Origin of the sequence: Brooklawnia cerclae (genome assembly GCF_011758645.1) — a bacterium.
Taxonomy (GTDB): Bacteria; Actinomycetota; Actinomycetes; order Propionibacteriales; family Propionibacteriaceae; genus Brooklawnia; species Brooklawnia cerclae.
The window spans coordinates 1,382,812-1,405,647 of record NZ_JAAMOZ010000001.1; the positions used below are offsets into that span (position 1 = coordinate 1,382,812).

General features: G+C 68.0%; 20 protein-coding genes. 8 read left to right on the forward strand and 12 right to left on the reverse strand.

The features are described from left to right. Positions 1-31 precede the first annotated feature (31 nt). Complete coding sequence (locus FB473_RS06375; RefSeq protein WP_167165703.1) at positions 32-1,441, reverse strand: MFS transporter; 1,410 nt, start codon at positions 1,439-1,441, stop codon at positions 32-34. A 257-nt stretch (positions 1,442-1,698) separates the two neighbouring features. Here FB473_RS06375 and FB473_RS06380 point away from each other — a divergent pair, with 257 nt between their 5' ends. The 5 genes from FB473_RS06380 (at position 1,699) to FB473_RS06400 (ending at position 9,377) form a co-directional block, all read left to right on the forward strand. Beyond that, positions 1,699-2,100 carry a VOC family protein gene (locus FB473_RS06380; RefSeq protein WP_167165705.1) on the forward strand — a complete coding sequence of 134 codons (402 nt, stop codon included), beginning with the start codon at positions 1,699-1,701 and terminating at the stop codon, positions 2,098-2,100. A gap of 498 nt (positions 2,101-2,598) precedes the next feature. Continuing rightward, on the forward strand, positions 2,599-4,077 hold the full coding sequence (locus FB473_RS06385; protein ID WP_167165707.1) for a DUF3375 domain-containing protein: 1,479 nt from the start codon (positions 2,599-2,601) through the stop codon (positions 4,075-4,077). Continuing rightward, the gene (locus FB473_RS06390) at positions 4,070-4,816 is read left to right on the forward strand and encodes a DUF4194 domain-containing protein (RefSeq protein ID WP_167165709.1); all 747 of its coding nucleotides are present in this window, start codon (positions 4,070-4,072) and stop codon (positions 4,814-4,816) included. Before FB473_RS06385 ends, FB473_RS06390 begins: the two co-directional genes overlap by 8 nt. A 2-nt stretch (positions 4,817-4,818) precedes the next feature. Continuing rightward, positions 4,819-8,172 carry an ATP-binding protein gene (locus FB473_RS06395; protein ID WP_208390689.1) on the forward strand — a complete coding sequence of 1,118 codons (3,354 nt, stop codon included), beginning with the start codon at positions 4,819-4,821 and terminating at the stop codon, positions 8,170-8,172. Continuing rightward, positions 8,169-9,377, forward strand: a complete 1,209-nt coding sequence (locus FB473_RS06400; protein ID WP_167165713.1) for a DUF3322 and DUF2220 domain-containing protein — start codon at positions 8,169-8,171, stop codon at positions 9,375-9,377. The genes FB473_RS06395 and FB473_RS06400 overlap by 4 nt, the downstream gene beginning before the upstream one ends. Before the next feature lie 123 nt (positions 9,378-9,500). Here FB473_RS06400 and FB473_RS06405 read toward each other — a convergent pair whose 3' ends face one another. Beyond that, positions 9,501-10,181 (reverse strand): C40 family peptidase, encoded by a 681-nt coding sequence (locus tag FB473_RS06405; RefSeq protein ID WP_167165715.1) that lies wholly within the window; start codon positions 10,179-10,181, stop codon positions 9,501-9,503. A 375-nt stretch (positions 10,182-10,556) separates the two neighbouring features. Continuing rightward, on the reverse strand, positions 10,557-12,323 hold the full coding sequence (locus FB473_RS06410) for a DEAD/DEAH box helicase family protein (protein ID WP_167165717.1): 1,767 nt from the start codon (positions 12,321-12,323) through the stop codon (positions 10,557-10,559). A gap of 171 nt (positions 12,324-12,494) precedes the next feature. Here FB473_RS06410 and FB473_RS06415 point away from each other — a divergent pair, with 171 nt between their 5' ends. After that, positions 12,495-13,466, forward strand: a complete 972-nt coding sequence (locus FB473_RS06415; RefSeq protein WP_167165718.1) for a lactate/malate family dehydrogenase — start codon at positions 12,495-12,497, stop codon at positions 13,464-13,466. A 60-nt stretch (positions 13,467-13,526) separates the two neighbouring features. Here the strand turns inward: FB473_RS06415 and FB473_RS06420 are convergent, their stop codons facing one another. From FB473_RS06420 to FB473_RS06435, 4 genes are all read right to left on the reverse strand, one after another. Continuing rightward, positions 13,527-13,829 (reverse strand): hypothetical protein, encoded by a 303-nt coding sequence (locus FB473_RS06420; protein WP_167165720.1) that lies wholly within the window; start codon positions 13,827-13,829, stop codon positions 13,527-13,529. 458 nt (positions 13,830-14,287) lie between these two features. After that, the gene (locus FB473_RS06425) at positions 14,288-15,457 is read right to left on the reverse strand and encodes a hypothetical protein (protein WP_167165722.1); all 1,170 of its coding nucleotides are present in this window, start codon (positions 15,455-15,457) and stop codon (positions 14,288-14,290) included. After that, the gene (locus tag FB473_RS06430) at positions 15,454-15,744 is read right to left on the reverse strand and encodes a hypothetical protein (RefSeq protein WP_167165724.1); all 291 of its coding nucleotides are present in this window, start codon (positions 15,742-15,744) and stop codon (positions 15,454-15,456) included. The genes FB473_RS06425 and FB473_RS06430 overlap by 4 nt, the downstream gene beginning before the upstream one ends. Then, the gene (locus FB473_RS06435; RefSeq protein WP_208390457.1) at positions 15,737-16,060 is read right to left on the reverse strand and encodes an SAV_915 family protein; all 324 of its coding nucleotides are present in this window, start codon (positions 16,058-16,060) and stop codon (positions 15,737-15,739) included. Before FB473_RS06435 ends, FB473_RS06430 begins: the two co-directional genes overlap by 8 nt. 329 nt (positions 16,061-16,389) lie before the next feature. Here FB473_RS06435 and FB473_RS06440 point away from each other — a divergent pair, with 329 nt between their 5' ends. Further along, positions 16,390-16,638 carry a DUF2630 family protein gene (locus FB473_RS06440; protein ID WP_167165726.1) on the forward strand — a complete coding sequence of 83 codons (249 nt, stop codon included), beginning with the start codon at positions 16,390-16,392 and terminating at the stop codon, positions 16,636-16,638. 36 nt (positions 16,639-16,674) lie between these two features. Here the strand turns inward: FB473_RS06440 and FB473_RS06445 are convergent, their stop codons facing one another. Together FB473_RS06445 and FB473_RS06450 are read right to left on the reverse strand one after the other, a co-directional pair. Continuing rightward, the gene (locus tag FB473_RS06445; RefSeq protein WP_167165728.1) at positions 16,675-17,055 is read right to left on the reverse strand and encodes a TraR/DksA family transcriptional regulator; all 381 of its coding nucleotides are present in this window, start codon (positions 17,053-17,055) and stop codon (positions 16,675-16,677) included. Positions 17,056-17,238: 183 nt separating this feature from the next. Beyond that, a complete protein-coding gene (locus FB473_RS06450) occupies positions 17,239-17,763 on the reverse strand; it encodes a DUF1697 domain-containing protein (protein ID WP_167165729.1) in 525 nt (174 codons plus the stop codon). 63 nt (positions 17,764-17,826) lie between these two features. Here FB473_RS06450 and FB473_RS06455 point away from each other — a divergent pair, with 63 nt between their 5' ends. Then, complete coding sequence (locus FB473_RS06455) at positions 17,827-18,603, forward strand: alpha/beta fold hydrolase (protein ID WP_167165731.1); 777 nt, start codon at positions 17,827-17,829, stop codon at positions 18,601-18,603. A gap of 58 nt (positions 18,604-18,661) precedes the next feature. On the opposite strand, the gene FB473_RS06460 is transcribed toward FB473_RS06455, so the two are convergent. From FB473_RS06460 to FB473_RS06470, 3 genes are read right to left on the reverse strand one after another with little or no spacing between them, the layout of a single operon-like run. Continuing rightward, a complete protein-coding gene (locus tag FB473_RS06460; RefSeq protein ID WP_167165733.1) occupies positions 18,662-20,764 on the reverse strand; it encodes a Fe(3+)-hydroxamate ABC transporter permease FhuB in 2,103 nt (700 codons plus the stop codon). Beyond that, on the reverse strand, positions 20,761-21,822 hold the full coding sequence (locus FB473_RS06465) for an iron-siderophore ABC transporter substrate-binding protein (RefSeq protein WP_167165735.1): 1,062 nt from the start codon (positions 21,820-21,822) through the stop codon (positions 20,761-20,763). The genes FB473_RS06460 and FB473_RS06465 overlap by 4 nt, the downstream gene beginning before the upstream one ends. After that, positions 21,819-22,760: an ABC transporter ATP-binding protein gene (locus tag FB473_RS06470; RefSeq protein WP_167165737.1), complete on the reverse strand. Its 942-nt coding sequence runs from the start codon at positions 22,758-22,760 to the stop codon at positions 21,819-21,821. Before FB473_RS06470 ends, FB473_RS06465 begins: the two co-directional genes overlap by 4 nt. Positions 22,761-22,836 lie beyond the last annotated feature (76 nt).

The window sequence follows — 22,836 nt, forward strand, 5'->3', positions numbered from 1 at the left end:
GCCGGTACTCAGCTGGTCGGCGGGGAGACCGCTATGTGGCCGCGCCGGCCACCTCGACCTCTTCCGCCTGGTAGGTGCTCCACTGTCCCGAGGCCTCGAAGCCGTGGTCGAGGGGGACGTTGTCGCGAGCACGCAGCAGGAGTGTCGCGGTGAGGCCGAGTGCCGTCATGATCGACAGGTAGACAGCGATGACCACCCACGTGCCGAACGTCTGCAGCAGCCACTGTGCGACGAACGGCGCGAACGCGCCACCGATGATCGCGCCGATCGCATACGAGATCGAGACACCCGAGAAGCGCACCGATGCGGGAAAGGTCTCGGCGTACAACGACGAGATCGGGCCGTAGGTGATACCGAGCGGTATGGCGAAGACACTCACGCCGGCGAGGAACATGAGCGGACGCTCGGGGCCCATGTTGACAAGCGGGAACAGCAGCCACACCGCGACGAGTTGTGCGAGCCAGCCGATGATGAACGTCTTCCTACGGCCGATCATGTCGCAGATGTAGCCCGACACGAGGGTCGAGACGAGCCAGACCGCCGAGGCGATCATGACGAAGCCGAACACGAGCGTCCGGTTCATGCCGAGCAGGCCGCCGGCATCGAGCGGACGCGTCGCGTAGCTCTGCAGAAAGCCGCCGGCCGTCATGTAGCCCGAGGCGTTGTTCCCGGCGAAGAGGAACGCGCACAGGACGACGAGCCAGCCGTACTTGCCGAAGACGACGACGATGGGCGCCGACTCCTGGCGGGCTGCTTGGGCGATCTCCTGGAAGACCGGTGACTCCTCGACCGAGCGGCGCACGTAGTAGCCGACGACGACCAGCACGATCGAGAAGAGGAACGGGATACGCCAGCCCCACTCGTCGAAGAACGTCTCCGAGATCAGTGGCGAGACCCCCGAGACCCCCGAGATCATGCCCGACGCGAGGAGCAGGCCGAGCGGCACCCCGAGCTGGGGGAAGGCGCCGTAGGCGCCGCGGCGTCCGTAGGGAGCATGTTCGACGGCCATGAGCACGGCACCGCCCCACTCGCCTCCGGCCGAGATCCCCTGCAGGATGCGCAGGAAGATGAGCAGGATCGGCGCGAGCATACCCGCGGATGCGAAGGTCGGCAGGAGCCCGACGAGTGTGGTCGCGGCGCCCATGAGCAGCAGTGTGACGACGAGTATGGGTTTGCGGCCGAGCTTGTCGCCGAAATGCCCTGCGAGGAAGGCGCCGAGCGGTCGGAACAGGAATGACAGGCCGATCGTGAACAGCGACAGCAATGTTGCGAACTCTTCGCCCGCCGGTTCGAAGAAGAGTTTCTGAAAGACCAGCGCAGCCAGGTTGGCGTAGATGAAGAAGTCATACCACTCGACCGTGGTACCGACGATCGTGGCGCCGACGACGCGGTGTCGTTCGGCGGCCGTAGGTTGCAATTGCCCAGAAAAAGACTGTGCCATCGGAGTGAGTCCTTTGTTAGAAAGGCCGTGGTTGGGGGGTACGCGGGCAACACGGGCTCCAGGGGCACGAATGCAGTCGGCCTCCGGGCCACCGTTTCAGCGCGAGGCTAGCGTCCGGCAGTGGACGGCAGGGGATGCCATGGTGGACAGAAGGAGAACGGCACCCACCGACCAGGCAAACAGGCCGACCAGTGGACCGAAACTCGTTCAGAACCTGTTTGCTGGTCTCGCGGGCCGCGCCGTGGCAGGATCGCACGATGCTGAGATTGACCGATTTCGTCATCGATTGCCCCGACCCGATGAGGCTCGCGACGTTCTATGCGGACGTGGTAGGCCGTGAGGTCGCCGCCGGAAGTGACGATGGCTGGGCCAGCGTCCGCTGCGGAGAGATCCAGCTGGCATTTCAGCGGGTAGACGACTACCGGCCTCCGGAGTGGCCCAGTAGCGATCATCCCCAGCAGTACCACCTTGACTTCGAAGTGGACGAATTCGAGCCGGAACAGCGCCGCGTCATCGAACTCGGCGCGACGCTGCAGAAGGATTTCGTCAGGCCTGACGGGTATGGCTGGCGGGTCTTCACCGATCCGGTCGGGCATCCCTTCTGCTTGTGCCGCAACGCGTGCCCCTCAAATCTGGTGCCGGACGAGGCTTCCGCATAGGCGCGCGGAGCAAACCGCCTCGTGTCGCTAGACGAAGAACCAGAGCAGTCTCGCGAGGCCGGCGGCATCGAGATAGCCTGCGGTGGTCGCGCATACGTCTGGTCCAGCGGCGAGCAGATCGCGATCAGGCCGCTCCGCGCACGGGTGAGGGCAGCGGGGCTCAGGCCCGCCGAACTCAAGTCGGCGTTCAGAGCATCGCGTACGCCGTGAAGCACCTGCTCCACCTGCCGCACTGACAGCGTCGGCAGAACTGCGGTGGCTCAATCGCGGCACACCGGGCTCCACCCTGATTCCTGCGCAGCAGTCGCCCCAGGACGGTCCGGAATGCGCTTGCTCTGGCGTGTCGATGCTCGAAAACCAGGGTGGACGATGCGGGTTGCCTCCCGGATGGAGCCTCGGATGTGGGCTTGGCACGCGCCGAGGCGGGGGGGGCGCGCAGCCCGGCGGCGACCGGGTCTTTCAGCGCTGTACGGGACGTCACGCATTAGTCTTGGTTCAATGACGAACACCCGCGCAGAGGCCGCCTACCGGCGTTCGGTCACGGCATTCAAGAACCCGACGCTCGAGCTGCTCCACGGCCGCTACGCCCCGTTGGTCGTCGCCGTGTTGTCGATCGTGTTCACCGCCGACCGGCCCGCTGTAGCCGTCGCCGACGCGCACGCAGAGATCGGCGAGGCCATCGATCAGCTGAGGGCGGCCGGCTACGACTCCGACGAGCTGAGGCTGCCGTCCGGCACCGCCCGCGAGATCTGCCGGTACTGGGTGAGAGTCGGCTGGCTGGTGCCGCAGATCGACGACGACGTCGAGGTCTACCGGCTCTCGGCCCATGCCGTCGGCGCGCTCGAGATCGCGGGACGCGCCAGCGGGCGGGGAACCAGGGTGTCGACGTCGCGCGTCCGCACCCTGATGGACGCCGTCGAGCGGCTCGCGGACGACGCGGAGACCGATCCCGCGGCGCGGCTGGCGCGGCTGACGGCTGAACGGGATGCCCTCGACGCCGAGATCGCCCGGCTCCGGGACGGTGAGCTCGAGCCTCTCGACGACGAGCAGCTGCTGGAGGAGGCCGAGAACGTCCTCCACTTGGTCAGGGAGCTGCCTGCCGACTTCTCTCGTGTCGCCGAGTCGATCAAGGCCATGCAGCGTGACGTCGTCACCGACCTGCGCCAGGACGTCCGCCCCACCGGCGAGGTACTTCGCGAATACCTTCAGCGGGGTCAGCACGTCATGGAGTCCACGCCGGAGGGCCGTGCGTTTGCCGGTGCACTGCGTCTCATCGGCGATCCGGAGCACATCGACCGGCTCACCACCCAGCTGCGCACCCTGCTCGCGCAGCCCTTCGCCGGCCTCCTGGGCGCCGAGCAGCGCGGCGAGCTCGGGGCCATCGGACGGCGGGTGGAACAAGGCGTCCAAGAGGTTCTGACCGCCCAGCGGCGCGCGTCCCATGTGATCACCGCGCAGGTCCGCACCCATGACCCGATCCGGGATCGGCAGGTCGACGACCTGCTCCGCGACGTGATGTCGGGCCTGCAGGCGTGGATGCAGGTCTCCAGGCCGAACGACCAGGTCGAGCCGGTGCGTGGTTTTCCCGTCGCCGACATCGGGCACCTGCGCCAGTCGGTCAGCGACATCCGCCCGCCGGCCGCGCCCGCGCCCCTCGCGGCGGCCGACGACGTCGAGTTCCTGGACGCCGACACCCGCTCGTGGGGCGGGCCGCGTTATCAGGAGCTGGAGGAGTACGTGCTGAGCCTGGGCGGCAACTTCGATCTGGGCGCGGCGTTCGAGGCGGCGACGGACGAGACCCGTCGTCCCGTGGATCTCCTGGGTCTGCTGGAGATCGCCCACCGCAACGGCATGATCGAAAGCGACGCCGTCTCGGTCGTCGAGGCCCGCAGGCCCGACGGGACGAGCCGCCGGTTCGCCTTCGGCGCGGTCACTGCCCGAGCCCTGAAAGACCAGAAGGCGGAAGACGATGACTGACACCACGACGGCGCCGGACGAGCCCTGGGACGGCCCCTTCATCGCGCCGGTGCCGATGGAGGACGACCCCGGCGCGCTGTTCCCCGGCGACCGCGGCGTCCTCGACCCGGAGGTGCGGCGGGTGCTGGCGCGGCTCTTGCAGCGCCGCTTCCTGCTGGCCGACCGCAACCGCGACGACTGGGCCGTCTTGATGGACAACCAGCAGACCATCGAGTCGCGCCTGGGCGACCTGTTCATCCGACTCGTCGTCGACCACGACCGTGGCGTCGCCTACAAGGAGCAGGTGCGCTCCGACGAGCTCGACATCCCGATTCTGCTCCGGGACGACGCCTACTCGCGTGCCGAGACCCTCGTCCTGGTGCATCTGCGCACCGTCTACCAGCGCGAGTCGACCGCGGGGGAGTCGTCCGCGCGGGTCGACGTCGAGGAGGTCGAGCAGACGGTGCTGACCTATTTCTCCGAGGCCGACGGCGACACCGCCCGCCGCCAGCGCGCGATCCGCGGCGCGCTGGCCCGGCTGCGTCAGGACGGCATCGTAGAGGAGGAGTCCGAGGGTCGCTACCGGATCAGCCCGCTGGTGGAGATCGTCCTCAGTTCCGAGCGGCTGCGTGAGCTGAGCGACTGGTTGCGCGACCAGGCTGTCCGGCGCGCGCGAGGCGATGCCGACGACGTGCCCGCGGACGAGGCCGACGACCTCGGCCTCGCGGGCGACGACGATGAGGAAGGCGATGCGCTGTGAGCATGCTCGACACCCTCTTCGGCCTCATTCCCGCCGCCTCGCGCGGGCAGCAGTGGCTCGCCGAAGACCTTCAGCTGGTCAACTGGGGAGGCTACGACGGTGCGCACCGCGTGCGGTTCTCTCCGTCGGCGACGCTGCTGTGCGGCAGCTCCGGGTCGGGCAAGTCCACCCTGATGGACGCCTACATCGCCTTGATGATGCCGCACACCACCCCGTTCAACGGGGCCTCCAACGGAGGGGTGCTCGGCCGCCCGCGCGGCCAGGAGCAGCGCAACATCCTGTCGTACGGGCGCGGCAAGCTGGACGAGTCGCGCACCGAGGACGGCACGAAGCTGCGCGTCCTGCGCGGGGACGGCTGCGACACGTGGACGGCTATCGCCATGACCTGGGTCGATCGCGACGGCACCAGGTTCACCGCCGTGCGCGCCTGGTACATCCCGGCCACCGCGCGCGTGCTCGACGACACCGTCCGCGTGCGCGCCACCGTCGACGGCGAGTTCGACCTGCGTGCCCTGGAGGACGCGGCGCGGCAGCACCTCGGCGACGCGTCGGTGCGGGCCACCGGGCTCGCGACCGTCGCCACCGACCGCGAGTTCTCGGCCAGGCTGCACGCGACGCTGGGCATCGGCGCGGCCGGGGCGGGCGCGAAGGCGATGAGCCTGCTCGCCCGCATTCAGGCCGGCCAGCAGATCACGACGGTCGACGAGCTCTACAAGCGGATGGTGCTGGAGGAGCCGGAGACCCTCGCGACGGCCGACGCGGTCGTCCAGCACTTCGACGAACTGGAGACCACTCGCCAGCGGATGCTCACCGCCAGGCAGCAGGTCAGCGCCCTGGAGCCGATCCGTGGCCTGCGATCGCGTATCGAGGCCGCCGGCGAGCGCATGCGACTCATCGACGAGGTCGGCCAGTTCACCGACCCGTCCTCGCTCGCGACACTGTGGCGGGCACACCGTCGGCTCGGCCTGCTGCGCGAGGTGGAGACCGAGCTGCGCGACCGCAAGCGAGCCGCTGACGCCGCGGTGCGCGAGAAGCAGGCACTGGCCGAGGCCGTCGAGGCCGAACGCGACGGGCTCGGCGATGTGCTGCGTGCGTCCGGCGGCGACCGTCTCGAGACCGCCCAGCGGGAGCTTCGCGACGCGGAGGGCCGGCTCACGCAGGTGCGGCGTCACCGCGAACGGCTCGACGAGGCCCTTGCCGTCGTCCGGGTAGAGGTGAGCACGGCAAAGCAGTTCGCGGAGCTGTCCGAACGCGCACGCGAGGCATTGGATGATCCGGACGCCAAGCGTGCCGCGCGCGATGCGTACGCTGCGGCCGAGGGGGAAAGGCGCGCCCTCGACAAGCAGATCGCTGCGTTGGGGGCCGAGCGGTGCCGAGCTGAGGCCCGGCACGACAACATCCCGTCGAGCTTGCATGAGGCACGCGACCTGCTGGCCGCTGCAGCCGGTCTGGGGCGCGACGACCTCCCCTTCGTCGGCGAACTGGTGGAGGTGCGTGCCGAATCCGAGCCATGGCGCGAGGCGTTTAACCTCGCGCTCGGCGGCTTCGCGACCACCGTTCTGATTGATGCCGCCCATCTGGAGGGCTTCCGGGCTGCGATCAACTCCGTCCGCACCCCTGTGCGCGTCCGCTATGAGGGGGTTCACACTGGCCTTCCCCAGTTCGACCGGCTCAACGACCGGACGCTGCCCGGACGGCTCGACTACCGGTCCACCCCATTCACCGGCTGGCTTCAGGAGCGGCTGGACGAACAGTTCGGGTTCGTCTGCGTCGACTCGGCTGCGGGGCTGTCCCGTCACCCGAAGGCGCTCACGATCACTGGTCAGATCTCCCACGGCAACCGGGGCGCTCATGGTGGGCACGGCCGAGCCAACGTGCTCGGTTTTTCCAATCAGCGGCGCTTGGCAGATCTCGGCGCGCAGGTCGATGCCGCCCAAAGTCAGCTCGTGAATGCGATAGCAGCGGCGGATGCTGCGGAGGCTACCCTCGACGCGCTTGACGAAAGGCTCACCGCCTTCCGGACGGTTCTCAGCCTCTCCTGGGACCAGGTCGATGTCAGCGCGGTCGAGGCGGAGCGTGACCGCTGGGCCGGGATCGTCGACGAGATCACCGCGGGGAACCCCGAGATCGCGAGGATCAGATCGCAGATCGAGAAGGCCGCGAAGAAGGTCGCCCTCTTTCGGGAGGAGACCGGCCGTGCCAAACACGAGCAGGATGAGGTCGAACGGCAGTGGGCCGCGGTCACCGACGAGGTCGACGCAGCCGAAAACGTCCTTGAGGTCGCCGAGGATGCGGGACGGGTGCTGAACCCGAGCCAGGCCGCCTACCTGGACGAGCGTTTCGAGCTCGTGGATGCGACGGGCTCGGCGAGTTCGTCGGACGATCTGGGGCGCTTCGACGCGGCACTGGCCACGGCAGGGCAGCGGCTGGCATCCGATCGGAACACCGCGCAGGATACGTTGGGGGAGCAGCGAGAGGCTCTCCGGAGGACGTTGGCGACGTTTCTCGACCGCTGGCCCAATCCGAACCTGTTGCCCGACCCGGACGCATCGGTCGGCGACTTCGAGCGCATCTTGGCCGATCTGGAGGCCAGCGGTCTGCACAAGCTCGAGACGGAATGGCGCGATAGCCTGCTGACGATGTCGGGCAACGATCTGACCAACCTCGACTCGACCCTCGGCCGCTCGCTGCGCGAGATCCGTGACCGCATCGAGCCGATCAACGTGATCATGCAGGACTTGCCGTTCTACGACGACGAACACCGCCTCCAGATCACCACGCGCGAGAACCAGTCGGCGGTGCGCCAGCGGTTCCGCAAGGAGCTGCGCGAGGTGCGGGGGCTCATCGACGCCGCCGAGACGGACGAGGAGCGCGAGCAGGTGTACCACCGCATGGCTCGGCTAATCAACCGGATCCGGCGAACCGCCCCCGACTTCGCCGACCTCATCGACGTGCGCAACCACGTGCGCGTCAGCGCCGAGCGGATCAACGCCGTCACCAAGCAGCACGTCGCCCTGTACGACCACATCGGTGAGAAATCGGGCGGGGAATCACAGGAGCTGATCGCGTTCATCGTCGGCGCCGCGCTGCGCTACCAGCTGGGCGACGCCGGGGCCGAGCGTCCGCGCTACGCGCCGGTGTTCCTCGATGAGGCGCTCATCAAGGCCGACGCGCATTTCACCAAGCGCGCGATCGGCGCGTGGCGAGGCCTGGGGTTTCAGCTCGTCATCGGCGCGCCCAACGACAAGTACAGCGCGATCGAGCCGCACGTCGATGTGGAGTATGACATCCTCAAGGACACTCGTGGCCGGTCTTGGGCGAAGCCGAAGGTGGGGCTCCCGGAGCGGGACGCATGAGCCCGCGCCTCCTCGACCCGGTCGACGCGGCCGCGGTGATTGCGAAGCGGCTCACTGACTCGTGGGCCGAGCGGGTGTGCGCCGAGTTGCTCGGGGAAGCCCAGCCACCGGTCGAGTGCCACATCAGGCCGGGGGTCGACCGATCGGCTGCCGTGGGACGCATCGGTTTCGCTGCTTGGGGTGCCTGGCGCGTTGCGTGGAGGAAGGTGGATCTCACCGGACTGCCGGGCGTCCAGTACGAGTCCCGCGATATCGGTGTCGAGGGACGCACGACCCAGGAGCCTTTGACCCTGTGCGTCCATGACCTCGAGGCCGGGCTCCGGTTGCTCGGCCACCTCGGTGGGCCGGGTCTTGATGTCGATATCGACCGCGCCCGGAGGATCGGGGCCCGGCTCCGCGACGCGGGCGCGGTGCTGACCCCCGGCGCGCTGAGGGCCCTCTGTCGGCTGTCAGACGCCGATGTCGCCGTCGCCGCCGAGGCCGTCGCGTGGCTGTGCGGCCATCCCGACCTCAGCGGCTGGACGACCCGTCAGCTCCCGGTTCCCGGCGCGCACACCAAGTGGCTGATCGCCCACGGCGGGCTCGTGCGAAGCCTGCTCGGCCGCGATGTAGCTGCGGAGACGAGGGCGCGACCTTCCGTCGTCCACCTCACCTACACCGACCCCCGCTACCTGGCCACCGGCCGACGCCGCCACGACGCCTGGACAACGGGCGACAGCCACGAGCTCGCCTATCGCCCCCGCATCGTGCTGGTCGTGGAGAACCGCGATTGCCGACTGGGCTTCCCCGTCACGGTCGACACGGTCGTCGTCGAGGGCTCCGGCAAGGCTGCCGCGGCGTCACTGAGCCGGATCGAGTGGCTTGTGGGCGCCGAGCATCTGATCTATTGGGGCGACATCGACGCCGACGGCTTCGCCATCCTCGACGGCTTCCGGGCTGCCCTGATGTCGCGCGGCGTCGGAGTGAATTCCATCCTGATGGACGTGGCGACGCTCGTCCGCTACGCGCACCTCGGCGTCGACCGCGACAAGCACGGCGACCTCCTCAGGCCGTCGACGCTCAGGCTGCCGCATCTGACCGATGAGGAGGCCGCCTGCTACGCACGTGTCGCGACCGCGGGGAAGACGCCGTTCCGACGCATTGAGCAAGAACGCATACCGACGGACGACGCAGCGCGTGCGCTGATCGATGTGGCCAAGGGATAGGGACATGGAATGGCGAACCGAAACGGCATGGGCAAGGCGGCGGCTGCCATTCTCCTGCGGATGCGGTACGTACGAAGCCCGTGACCGAACCATGGTGTTCCGGTCACAGTGATGCGTACCCGATCAGAACGTGCCCGTGTTCAGGCGGCGCTGGATCTCCTTGATCGCGTTGGACGGGGCGGAGAACGTGCCGTCCGCAGTGGTTCCCAGGTACTGCTGGATCTTCTTGATGGTGTTCGGCCCGATCAGCCCGTCCGCGCTCGCACCGACCTTCTTCTGGATCTTGGTGATGAGCGCCGATCCCGAGGCCGAGCCGGCGGAAACCCAGTTCCATCCGGTGGTGAGTCCTGGGTTCTGGGATTTCCAGGTGATGTTCTGGCTCGAGACGACGCCGTCGGCTGTGGTTCCGAGGACCTGCTGGAATCTCAGGGTGGTCCCGCTGCCCCAGTAACCGTCGACCGTCAGCGTCCCTCCGCTTCCGCCGTAGCTGAGCCCAGGGATCAGGCCGGCCCGAGTCCATGACAGCCCGCTGGGGTTGTAGATCTTGACGTTGGTGCCGGGCTGACGTGCCTCGAGCGACGCCCCGTTTCCTTCGGAGATCCCGACGTGCCCAGGCTTGTAGAGCAGCGCGCCCCGGGTCGACATGCCCGTGCTCACGCTGATGGCCTGGCATGCGTCGATCTGGTCGGCGGACACACGCGGAATCGAGACGCCGATCTGGCGCAACGCCCAATAGACCAGACCGGAGCAGTCGAAGCCCACGCTCGGGCTTTCCGCTCCCCAAACGTAGGGTTTGCCGATCATGGTCTCGGCCTTGTCCACGAACGATGCAGCAGAGGGGGCGGCATGCGCGAGTTCGGGCAGCAACAGGCTTCCGGCTACGGTTGAGATCCCAACGGTCGGTGCGATCCGAAGTAGGCTACGGCGACTGAGTGAAATGGGGTGGGTTTCCATGAAACGTCCTCGTTTTCTGTCTTGTCCGGGGTGGAACACAGCAGATGGTGGATCTTCTCGCCGGAAAGGACGCTACCAACGTGGGCGGTTCGCCGTAGCGGAACTCCCGTGACTCGGCGATGACGTCTTCGTGAACCGTCAGTGACGTCAGGTCCGGGCCGTTGCCGGACCGATCGGATCCCGAGTCGGATCGAATCGTGAGACCGCCGTGAGGTGGCAGCCGGTCTACCCGCGCAGCCACCCTCGGACGGTGTTGATCCGCTTGTCGATCTCGTCCTGGGACGCGGACGCGAGCTTGGGCCCGCCGCATTGCCGGCGCAGGTCGGCGTGCACATGGCTGTGCGGCACGCCCTTGAGGCGGGCGTACTGGCTGACCAACGAGTTGAGCTCCTTGCGTTTGGACGCGAGCGCGCGATGCAGCGCGACCTGTGGCTCGGGCTTGTTCGGCTCGGCCTTGTGCTCCTCCCGCTCGTGGCGCTTGACCTGACGCCGTTGCCGTTCCGCGAGCAGTGCCCGCACCTGATTCGGTTCGAGCAGACCAGGCAGGCCGAGATAGTCGGCTTCGTCGGCGGAACTCGGCTCCGCGAACATGCCGAAGGCCTGCGAGTCGTACAACACGTGGTCGAACGTCGCGTGTGACTCGATCGCCTCGAACTCGCCGAGCAGATCGTCCGAGGCGCTTTCCTTCCGGTTGGCCTGCTCGATGAGCGCCTCGGTCTCGGCCCAGATGTCGCCCTCGTCGTTCTTCGGCTTGCCGAGCACGTGGTCGCGTTGCTTCTCGATGGTGGCGGCGTGAGCGAGCAGGATCGGTACGGTCGGCAGGAAGACCGTGGCGATCTCGCCGCGGCGGCGGCTGCGCACGAAGCGTCCCACTGCCTGTGAGAAGAACAGCGGGGTCGCCGTCGCCGTCGCGTACACGCCGACGGCGAGCCGGGGCACGTCCACGCCCTCGGAGACCATGCGCACGGCGATCATCCAGCGGTCCTCGGAGGCACTGAACGCGTCGATGCGCGCGCTCGCCTTTGCGTCGTCCGACAGCACGACACACGGCCTGGCCCCGGTGATCTGGTCGAGCAGTTTGGCATAGGCGCGGGCGGTGGTCTGGTTGGTGGCGATCACGAGGCCGCCCGCGTCGGGGATGGTGCGCCGCACCTGCGTCAGGCGCCGATCCGCTGCCCGGAGCACGGCGCTGACCCATTCCCCGGTGGGGGACAGGGCTGTACGCCACGCGCTGGCGGTCAGATCCTTCGTCATGGGGACGCCGAGGTCGGCCTCGAGTTCGTCGCCGGACTTGGTGCGCCAGCGCATGGCGCCGCCGTAGTTCATGAACAGCACAGGGCGCACCACGTGGTCGGCGAGAGCCTCGGCATAGCCGTAGGCGTAGTCGGGGCGCGATTGCTTGACGCCCGGCGCGATCTCGTCGTAGGCGACGAAGGGGATGGGATTGTCATCGGAGCGGAACGGGGTGCCTGTCAGCGACAGGCGGCGGGTCGCGTTGGTGAACGCGTACGAGATGGCCTCGCCCCAGCTCTTGGAATCGCCTGCGTGGTGGACCTCGTCGAAGATCACCAACACATCTTTCGACCCGCACAGCGTCTCGTAGACGTACGACCGGACGGCGACACCCGCATAGGTGACTGCCGAGCCGTCGTACTCCCGCGACCTGCCGCGCCGCGACGACGAGCCCGTGCCCGGGTCGAGCTGGATGCCGACCCGGGCGGCCGCATCGGCCCACTGCACCTTGAGATGCTCGGTCGGGGTCACCACGATGATGCGCTGCACGACGCGGGTTCGCAGCAGGTTGGACGCGACGCGCAGCGCGAACGTCGTCTTGCCGGCTCCCGGGGTCGCGACACAGAGAAAGTCCCGGGGCTGGTCACGCTCGTACTGCTCCAGCGCCTGTGCCTGCCAAGCGCGCAGGGACGACGCCGTGCCCCAGGCGGCGCGTTGGGGGAAAGCGGGGGAGAGGTGTTCCAGGGCGGAGGAGGACACGAGGCGTCACTCTAGCTGTCGACCACGACGAATCCCAGCGATGTGATTCGTCGCTTGGTGACGGTTGCCATGCCCACGCGGAGGGAACCTGCTAGCCGGATAGGCTTGCATGCCGGAAGGCCTGCGCCACCAGACGAGGGCCGACATTGGCTGGGGAGGACACGGACGAGCATGGCTCATGACGTTGTGAGGATCGGAATCGTCGGAATGGGCCATGTGGGCCCGCATGTCGCGAGCGCGCTCGTCAACTGGGGCATCGTGGACGAGCTCTACGTGAGCGACATCGACGAGGACAAGGCCCGCGCCGAGTGCCTGGATCTCACCGACTCGACGGCGTTCGCTCCCCGTCCGGCCCGGATCTTCGACGTCGGAGCCGACTACGAGGCCCTCACACGAGCCGACATCATCATCAACACCGCGGGCGACATCACCAAGGTCGCGACCTCCCGGGACGGTGAACTCTACGGCACGACCGATATCGCCAGGACGTTCGTCGGGCGGATCGCCGCCGCAGGCTTCGAGGGTTTCTGGATCAACGTGTCGAATCCGTGCGATGTGGTGACACGGCTCGTCCACGAGCTGTCCGGGCTTCCGGCCAGTCATGTGCTCGGCACGGGCACTTCCCTCGACTCGGCGCGGCTGCGGCGCGCGATCGCCCAGAAGACCGGCCTGTCGATCCAGTCCGTCGACGCGTACATGATCGGCGAGCACGGGGCGAGCGAACTCGCTGCGTTCTCCCAGGTGTCCATCGCGGGCAAGCCGTTGCACGAGCTGGCGGCCGAAAGGCCCGAACAGTTCGGTTTCTCCGGGGACGAGGTCGAGCGCGACGGGGTCCTCGGCGGCTACGACGTCTACAACGTGAAGCACTGCACCGAGTACGGCATCGGTGCCGCGGCGGCAAGGATCGCCGCTGCCATCGTGCGAGGGGAGCGTGCGGTGCTGCCGGCGTCGGTTCGTCTCGATGGGCAGTACGGTCAGTCGGGCTTCTACATCTCGACGCCCGCTGTCATCGGAGCCGACGGCGTGGAGGACATCTACGAGTTGCATCTCACAGACACCGAGCACGAGCGTTTCCTCTCATCCTGCGAGAAGGTGAAGCACAACTACGAATTGGTCCGTGAGCATGCCGTACGTGTTTCCTGAACCGCCCGCAGGGCTGGCTTCCGGGTGGACTCATGGCGGCGTGGGGGATCGTGGCCGTTGCTATCGGGCGGATTCGTTGAGTCTGCCGGGCGCCACGGGCAGCTCATTTCGCCGGAGCCTGTCGAGGACGCGTCCGTCAGCGAGTTCCTCGCGATCGCGCGGGTGCGTCCGGTAGTACTCGATCAGGTCGAACAGGATTCGCGGATCGGAGTGGATGAGCCCAGTGCCGAGGGTCAACGATCCGACGGCGGTGCGTAGCGAGATACTCTGCCGGGCTTCGTCCAGGCTTGCTGGAGCCAGGTCGGTCCAGTCAATCGCCCGTCCTCGGCCGAAATACCGAGAAACCATGACTGTCTTCGGCATCAAATACAACCCTGCAGGCCTACGCAACGCCGCCACGGCATCCATCACACCAACCGCCGCCGCAACAAGCCATACCGTCGTCACTCGCAACCCGTCAGGATTCGCAACTCCAGTTAGTCGCGTGACAACGTCAGATAGAGCCAGCACCGCAATGAGGGTCGTGGCTCCCACCAATACCAGCCAACTGCCACGCGCCCCGGTGAAACGCATTCCACCCGGAATGCACGTGGCGCGGACCACCCCAGAGCGCCCACAACGGTTCATCCAGATCAGCGCACAACAATACCCAACGACCAAGACACCGATGCCCCCGCTAGTGACGAGCCCTGGAGTCCGCTGCCTCAGACCCGAGTCAAATGCGGCCGCAACCAGCGCCACAAGTAGCCCTAGGGAGACAACGATTCTTCCCGGGAGATTCGGCCGCGAAGAATCAACATGTACAACTATTGCATATGTTTTCATTGCGGCCACATGACCGGACGTAGACGAGTCTCGCTGAGCATATTCAGATAGTTCTTTCCTGCATCCCGGGCAGCCTCGTCGGCGACCTCTCGGATTCGTTGTGGGACTAGATATTCGAAGGCATCCTTGGCCTTGTCTGCGGCAAACAAGCCCCCGAGTACGACGCCACCAGCGATGGCTAGCGCCGGAGCCTCTGCAAAAAGCGTGGTTGCTATTGCCCCTACCACGACGCCTCCCGCGACACCTCCGGCGAACTCGACTACGGTGCTGGAGGGTGAGGCGCCCGCGGCGATCTCCGTCCCGGCAATGGCGACGCTGATCACCGTTCCGACGATACCGATCCGTTTGGCGAGTTTGGCGGCGTCCTCGGAGACTTCGAACGCCGGGAACCGCGAGACTCGCTTTGCGACGGCGGCTTCCCGTGGGGGGAGTTGTCCTGACTGGACCTCGGGATTGCGGGATGCGCGTCGTGCGGACTGCGTCGCGCGCTCCTTTGCTGTCGCCAAGAACACGCTGCTCTTGTGCTCGTAACTGGCTCCCGCGAACTCGACGACAAAGGTGGTCGGCGGATCCAGGTTCTTGGACGCTGCGGCGATGGTCCCGGCCAGGCTCGGTGCGCTGACCTGGGCCTCCTGATCGACCAGGTTGGTGACGATCCAGTCGTCCAGTCGCTGGAACGTGCCGCGTACCTGTTTGCGTAGGTCTCGGTAGACGTCGATTCGTTCGAGCCCCGCATGGTAGTCGTCCATGCGCCGGGTGTAGTCGTCGCGTTGCGCCGGCGTGGCATTGTCAGACAGCGGGATCGGGCACATCACCGCGCCGGGTTCGTGAATCATCGTGCCCGCCACGACCAGCCCGTCGGTCACTGCCCGCTTGCGATGCCGTGCCATGTCGTCTTGTCGCCATCCCAGTTGCAACGCATACGACCGGAAGACGTCTGCGGTGCGGTGTGCACGGCGCCGCGTCTCCTCGGTCGCCTGGATCAGGTCGTGGGCGAACCCGCGGTATCCGTCGCTGGCCAGTCCCCGCCAGATGTAGCCCGAGGTGCGGCGTCCCACGGCAGTGCGCCCTGCTATGTCGTCCAGCACGTCGTTCAGCGTCTCCAACCACGCCGCAGCCGCGTTCACGGAGGCGGGACTACCTGGGATGCGCGTATCAATGCTCACGGGATCGCCTTCGCCAGATCGTTGAACGCCTCGACGGCGGAGGCTTCGACCCCCTCGTACAGATCAACGGTCGTGGCCATCCGGTTGGCCGCATCCGCCTGAATCGCGCACAACGTGCCCGCGTCGGTGGCGACAGCGGCCAGGATCGACAACAACAGGTCAGCCCCGTCGCCGCCGTCGATGTCGTCCGGCAGCTTGCAGCCGATCGCAGCCAGATCGTCGTGCGAAGCCATGTGCAACTCGGTGATTCTGCGTGCCGCGTCGTATTCGATGGTGAAGTCACTCATCGACGTCCTCCGCTTCGTGCCACATCTCGGGCGGCAGCCCCAGGTCGAAACAGACCGTGTCATAACCGAGCCGCTCCTGGATGGCGCCGAGCTGGTCGACTGGGCAGGCGATCCAAGGTTGATTCGGGCCGAGGCTTCGTGCCAACCGGTCCAGCGCTGTATAGGCCAGCAACACCACTCGGCCGTCAGCCAGCGGCCGCATCTCCACCTCAGGTCCCTGGGGTCCCGACACCTTCGCGCAGGGCAGATAAACCACAGGGGGAAGATACGTCAACGCAATGGTGCGCTCGTCGTCGCTGATGGCCTGCTTGCTCACGCCGACCCTCTCATCACTCACCGCCGCACACCTGTCGCACGGAATCGTCAGGGGTGGCACAGTCTCCGGGGCTGACCACACTGTAGATCCCGGTGGGGTCAGCCGGTATGTGTGGCTGAGAGCGGTTGACGGCCATGACGGATTCCCTTCGGGTCGGTGCCGGGGATTTCGAATGCACCGGGATTGTGGGTGTGCCGGGCAGGAGGGGACCACTCGGACAACACCCTGTGGAAAACTCGCCGGCGATCGACCACGGGCTGCCGCGAGCCTGCCGGTGGCTCACCACGCATCCGTCTGACACCGGGGCAGGCCGCAACTAAAATCGGCGCGTGGACAAGAACCTCGATATCACCGGCCGGGTCGGCTCGCTCATCGGCGAGGAGAAGGCGTTGCGGGAGCGGCTCGCTGCGGGCGAGTTGACCGCGAGTGAGGAGCAGGCCAGGATCCAGGCGATCGAGGTCGAACTCGATCAGTGCTGGGACCTGTTGCGGCAGCGGGCGGCGTTGAAAGGCGCGCGTCAGAACCCGAACAGCGCACGGGTACGGTCAGCGGACGTCGTCGAGGGCTACGAGAGCTGACACGGCTCCGGAGCCGGGAGGTTTCTTCGCGGCGCGCTACGACCGCAGACCCCGATCGCGCTTCCGCGCGCAATCGATGCACGTCTCGGCGACCGGACGGGCGTCCAGGCGCGCGGGTGCGATCAGACGCCCGCAGTCCACGCAGATCCCGTAGGTGCCTCCGGTGATTCGGGCGAGTGCCGCGTCCACCTGGGAGATCGACGAGTCGGCAGCCGCGAGTTCCGCTTCTGCGAGCGCCCACTCATAGACGAGCGTCGGCCCCTCCGGGTCGTGCTCGTCATCGGTCACCGCGCCGGCTCGATCACTCCGGATTCTGGCGAGCTTCGTGAGCGCGGCCGTGCGCGCCGACTCGGCGTCCGCACGCAGCGAACGAAGCCGGACGCCCGCCGAACCCGCCCGCGTGGGGACCCCCTCCATGAACCGATCCTAGATAGGCTAGCCAAACGCCACTTTGTCCCGATCTGGTTCGTATGTAGCCGCGGACGAAATCTGTTTCTGCGGGCAAGATCTCGTCCGCAACAACGGATTTCGTCCGCGGAAACCCGGCATCTGGCCGGTAGGACGCATGGGCTGCGTCTTACCGGTCTCTGATCCCGCGGGTCACGCGAGGATCTTGCGAAGCGTGCGCAGGTTGCGGTTGGTCGTGGTCGCCCGGAAGCGAGACCGGGCGATCAGCTTCGCGAACGGGGTCTCACCGGTCGTGCCCTTCACGGGATTCCAGTAGACGACTCCGGGGCCGGGGGCGACGGGATCCACAGCCGGATCGAGCCCCGGACCCGCTTCCAGAAGCAGGCGCATCACCGTGTCGTCCGAGCAGAAGATCACCCAGGGCTGCCTGGCCGGGTCGTCGGCATCGAATGGGAAGGCTGTGACCGCCGCGACCACCTCACTGCGAAGGGCCAGGATGATCCAGGCCTCGTAGCCGAAGCGCCGACGCAGCGCAGACTCGATCGTGGCCTTGAGGTCCGCCCGCTCTCCCGTTGCCGCGAAGGTGACGTTCCCGGACGCCAGCACCGTTCGGACGCGATCGAACCCGAGCGCGGTGAACTCCGCGGCCAGATCCGCCGAGCGGATCGTGATCCCTCCGACGTTCACGCCTCGCAGAAGCGCCACCCAGTCGTCCACGGATCAAACGTACAATCCAAGGGCCGTAGCGACGCCGGAACAGGGCGGGAGGGAGACGAGCAGGTGGCATACCTTCGGATCGGCGGCGTCGATCTGTACTCGGAGGTCGCCGGCAAGGGCGATCCCGTGCTTGTGCTGCACGGGGGCTTCTGTTCGCTCGAATCTCTGCGAGCGCAATCCGACGCCCTCGTCCCCGACTATCAGGTCTTCGCGTTCGAGCGTCCAGGGCACGGGCGTTCGGCCGATGTCGACGAGGAATTCAGCTACGCGCGTGGGGTCGCCGACACGCTGGCCTATCTCGACGCACAAGGCCTCGGGCCGGTGCACGTGGTCGGCTACAGTGACGGCGCCATCATCGGGCTCCTGCTCGCTCTGGATCACCCCGAACGTGTGCGGTCGCTGGTCGCCATCAGCGCCAACCTCGATCCCTCCGGATTCGTCGGCTCGCCCGAGGCCGCTGATGCGAATGTGTTGGACGCGCTGAGGATCGCGGAGGGACGCACGGCCGACGACCCGGATGCCGAGCGGATGCACTACGAGCGTCTCTCGCCCGACGGCCCCGGGCACGCGGAGGTCGTGCTCGCCAAGCTGCTCCGCCTGTGGACCACCGAGCCGCGGATCGATCCGGCCGAACTGGCCCGCGTCGTCGCACCCACCCTGGTGATGTCGGGGGACCACGACACGATCCGGCCCGACCACAGTCTCCTGATCGCCTCGTCGATCCCGGGTGCGCAGCTGTGCATCGTGCCCGGCACGACACACGGCCTGGTCACCGAGCGCCCGGAACTGGTCAGTGCGCTCATCCGGGACTTCTTGCGCCAGCACACCCATCAGGCGTAATGGCGAGTTCCCAGCCCGTGATCGACCTGCGGCCGACGGAGAGGGGAGCTGCGGGGGATCACGCTCGGGACCGGTGCAAGAGCCAGACGAAGTAGGGCGCGCCGACAAGGGCCATCATGAGCCCGGCCGGAAGCTGTGACGGCGCGATGAGCGTGCGGCCGAGCGTGTCCGCGACGCAGACGAGCAGGCCACCTGCCACCATCGCGACCGGGACGATGCGTCCGTGCCGCGCGCCCACCAGGGCTCGGGCGAGGTGGGGAGCGACGAGCCCGACGAAGCCCACGACGCCGATCGCGACCACGCTCACGGCTGCGACCACCGCGGCGATCGTCAGGAGCGACAGCCGAGCGCCCTCGCGGCGGACGCCGAAGACGCGCGGTACGTCCTCGTCGACGGCGAGCAGATCGAGTTGGCGGCACATACCTGCCACCACGGGGGTAGCGACCGACAACGCGATCGCTACCGGCACCACATCGGGAAAGGAACGGCCGTAGGTCGTGCCGGAGAGCCACGTGAGGACGCGCGGGGTGTTCCACGGGTCGGCGCGCAGGAGGAGGAAGGTGGTGACCGCACTGAGACTGTACCCGCAGCCTATGCCGACGAGCAGGAACCGGTCGGGGAGGAGGCCGCCGCGCCAGGCCAGAGCGGTGATGAGTGCGAAGGTGCCCAGGCCCATCGCCACTGCCGCGAGGATGAGTGCCGGCCGTCCGCCCGTGCCCGAGGTCACGACGATCACCGCCCCCAGGCCGGCACCCGCGGTGATGCCCAGCACGCCCGGTTCGGCCAGCGGATTGCGGGCCGTGCCCTGAACGACGCTCCCCGCCAGGCCGAGCGCCGCGCCGGCGAGGACGGCGGCGCAAACGCGCGGGGCTCGTTCGTCGAGCGCCTGGCCGATCAGCTCCGGTGCGGTGCCTCGGAGCCACAGCACGATGTCGCCGGTGCGCAGCCACAGGCTCCCGGCGAGGACGCCGACCAGTACCGCAGTGGTCAACAGCGCCACCGCGACGACCAGGACGACGATGAAGCGCCGTCGTGACCGTGGCCCGACCCGCGCCTGTGATGCCTGCCGGGACGATCCCGAGTCGCGCAGACGCAGCGCGAGAACCACGATCAGGACGCCGCCCAGCAAAGAGGTGGGCACACCCGTCGGGATCGACGTGGCGCCCTGCGCGCCGAGTATCGCCCGCACCGAGGCGTCCGCGACGATCACCAGCAGTGCGCCGAGCAGTCCGCACGCCGGGACGAGGAACAGGTGCCGGCGTAGCACCCGAACCCGGTTCGCGAGGAGGCGTGCCAGCACGGGTGCGCCCAACCCGACGAAGGCGATGGGCCCCGCGAGCGTCACGGAGATGCCCGTCAGGAGGACGGCGCAGATCAGCGCCACGACGCGAGTCGAGCGGACAGGCACACCGAGCGAGGACGCGGCGTCGTCGCCGAGGCCGAGCACGTCGAGCCGCCGGGACAGCAGGAGGGCAAGGCACAACACGACGGCGATGACCGGTATCGCGCGCAGGGACGCGTCGATGTTCAGCTGCGCGAGCGATCCGTTCCCCCAGGCGTACAGACCTGTCGTGTTCTCCTTGAACAGGATCAGCAGCATCGCGGTGGCCGCATCGAGAGCCATCGCGATGGCCGACCCGGCGAGGACGAGCCGTGTCGAGGCACTGTTCGCCGCGCTGCCGGACAGCGACAGCACGAGTGCCGCCGCGAGCAGGCCGCCGACGAAGGCGACGGTGCTGGACGCCCACAGCGGCACGGCGAGACCGAACGCCGCGACCAGCGTGAGCGCGAAATACGCCCCGGCGGTGACCGCGAGGGTGTCCGGTGCGGCGAGCGCGTTGCGCGTCACCGACTGCAGCAGGGCACCGGCCGCGCCGAGCGCGAAGCCGACCGCGACACCGGCGAGCAGACGCGGCAGGCGCGATCCGGTCAGCACATCCCCGACGGGGACGCCTCCGACGCTCTCGTGTGCCCCGCCGAGGTACCGGAGCAGGTCCCAGAACCCCACGCCGGACGTGCCCTGTGTCAGGTGCCAGAGCCCGGCGGCGAGGAGCACACCGAGCAGGCCGGCCAGCACGGCGACTCCGCTGACACCGCCACCGAGCCCGACGCGGGGCAGTCGCGGCTCCGTGTCGGGCTCGGTTCGTGGTAGTGCACTCACCCCTGGGTGAGGATGTCGACGTAGGCGTCGATGGCCTGCTCGTTCGACAACGGCCCACCGGCCCCCCAGACCCCGGCCGGGAAGGCGTGTGCGCGGCCCTCCTGCACGGCCGGGAGCGATGTCCAGATCGAACTCTTCTCCAACTCCGTGACGTAGCTGTCGGCCGTGGCGTCGTCCGAGTAGAACAGATTGGCGTTGCCCACGGCGGTCAGCCCCTCGATGTCGGTCTGCGCCAGGCCGTAGGCGGGGTCGACGCCGCCGCTGCCGTAGGCCGCGTCGATCTCGTCGGTCCACGCGGAGGTCAACCCGAGTTCCTCGCCGAGTTCGGTGAACAGGGCGCCCTTCCCGTAGGGACGGATGACGAGGTTGCTGCCCTCGATCCAACCGTCGAAGAACAGGAAGTCGGTCGTCGGCAGGTCGACGGTGGCGACCTGCGCTTTTGCGTCGGCGAGATGGTCGTCGAACTGCTGCAGCACCTGCTCGGCGCGTTCGGTGCGACCGGTCGCCTCGGCGATCATCGAGAAGACGTTCTTCATGTTCTCGATCTGGCCGGAGGCGTCCGCCCCAACGGTGGCGAGCACGGGCACGCCACGCTCTTCGAGCTGGGCGATGAGTTCGTCGTCGGCGCTGAACGCCTCCACGATGATGAGATCGGGGTTCGTGGCGTAGAGCGTGTCGAGGTCGGGTTCGCCCCGCTGCCCGACGTCCGTGACACCCTCTGGCAGTGTCTCCGCGCTCACGTAGGTGCTGTAGCCTTCCGCGTCGGCGACCGCGACAGGGGCGACGCACAGTGTGAGCGCGTCCTCGATCTGCTGCCATTCCAGCACCGCGATGCGTTCGGCGGGTTTGTCGAGCTCCACCTGGCGTCCGACTCCGTCGGTCATCGACACCGGGCCTGTCGACGTCGTCGTCGTGTCCTCGGCACAGCTTTGCGACACGGGCGAGGCAGCCGCGCCGGTCGCGGCGTCGTCGACGCTCGTGGTGCCGCAGGCCGTGACCGACCAGACGACGGCTGTGAGCGTCGCGGCGGTTGCCGCCATGCGCTTGAGGGGGATCATGCAGGGTCCTTTCCGATGCGGGTGGTGGACGGGGCCGAGACCCCGTTCCGGTTGGGGACGGGATGCCGTCCGACAGGATCGATGCGGAGGCGGCCGGTCCGGGGATCCACGGTGACGTCGACGCCGATCTGGTAGACCTCGCTGATGTTCTTCGCGGTGAGCACCTCGATCGGGCTTCCCGCGGCGTGGACGCGTCCCGCGTCGATCAGGAGCAGCGTGTCGGCGACGCGTGCGGCGTGATCGAGATCGTGCAGGACGATCCCGACGGCGACACCGTGCTCGTCGGCGAGATCCCGCACGAGGTCGAGGGTCTCGATCTGGTATCGCAGGTCGAGATGGTTCGTGGGTTCGTCCAGCAGGACGACACCGGTGTCCTGGGCCAGGCAGGCGGCGAGCCACACGCGCTGCATCTCCCCGCCGGACAACTCCCCGACCGCGCGGTCCGCCATGTCCTGAACTCCGGTGACGGCCATCGCGTGGTCGATCGCGCGCCGGTCCTCGGCGGACAGTCCCGCGAAGCCGCGCCGGTAGGGATGGCGCCCGAACGCCGTGACCTCGGCCACCGTCAGTCCTTGTGGCGCGGGCCGTGACTGGGAGAACAAGGTGACCTCTCGCGCGAACTGCCGCGCGCTGAGCAGCGACACCGCGCGGCCCGGGTGTCCGTCGCGGTCTCCGAGCCTCACCTCGCCGTCGCCCACGCGGTGCAGCCGGGCGAGCGAGCGCAGCAGGGTGGACTTCCCGCTGCCGTTCGGCCCGACCAGAGCGGTCACGCGGCCGGGTTCCAGGGCCAGCGAGACACCGTCGACCACCACCGTCTTCCCGTAGCACAGCACCAACCGGTCGCCGCTCAGAGCGGCCGCCGGAATCGTCCGGGACCACTCGGCGGGGTCGGTCGGCACTCGGTCGGGCCGGGCGTGCAGCGCTCGCGTCATGGTCATCGAACGGGTCCTCCGGGATCGCTGGGCAGGGGAGCGGGCACGGCGCTCCTTGCCGGTTCCGTCGGACCGCGCCGTG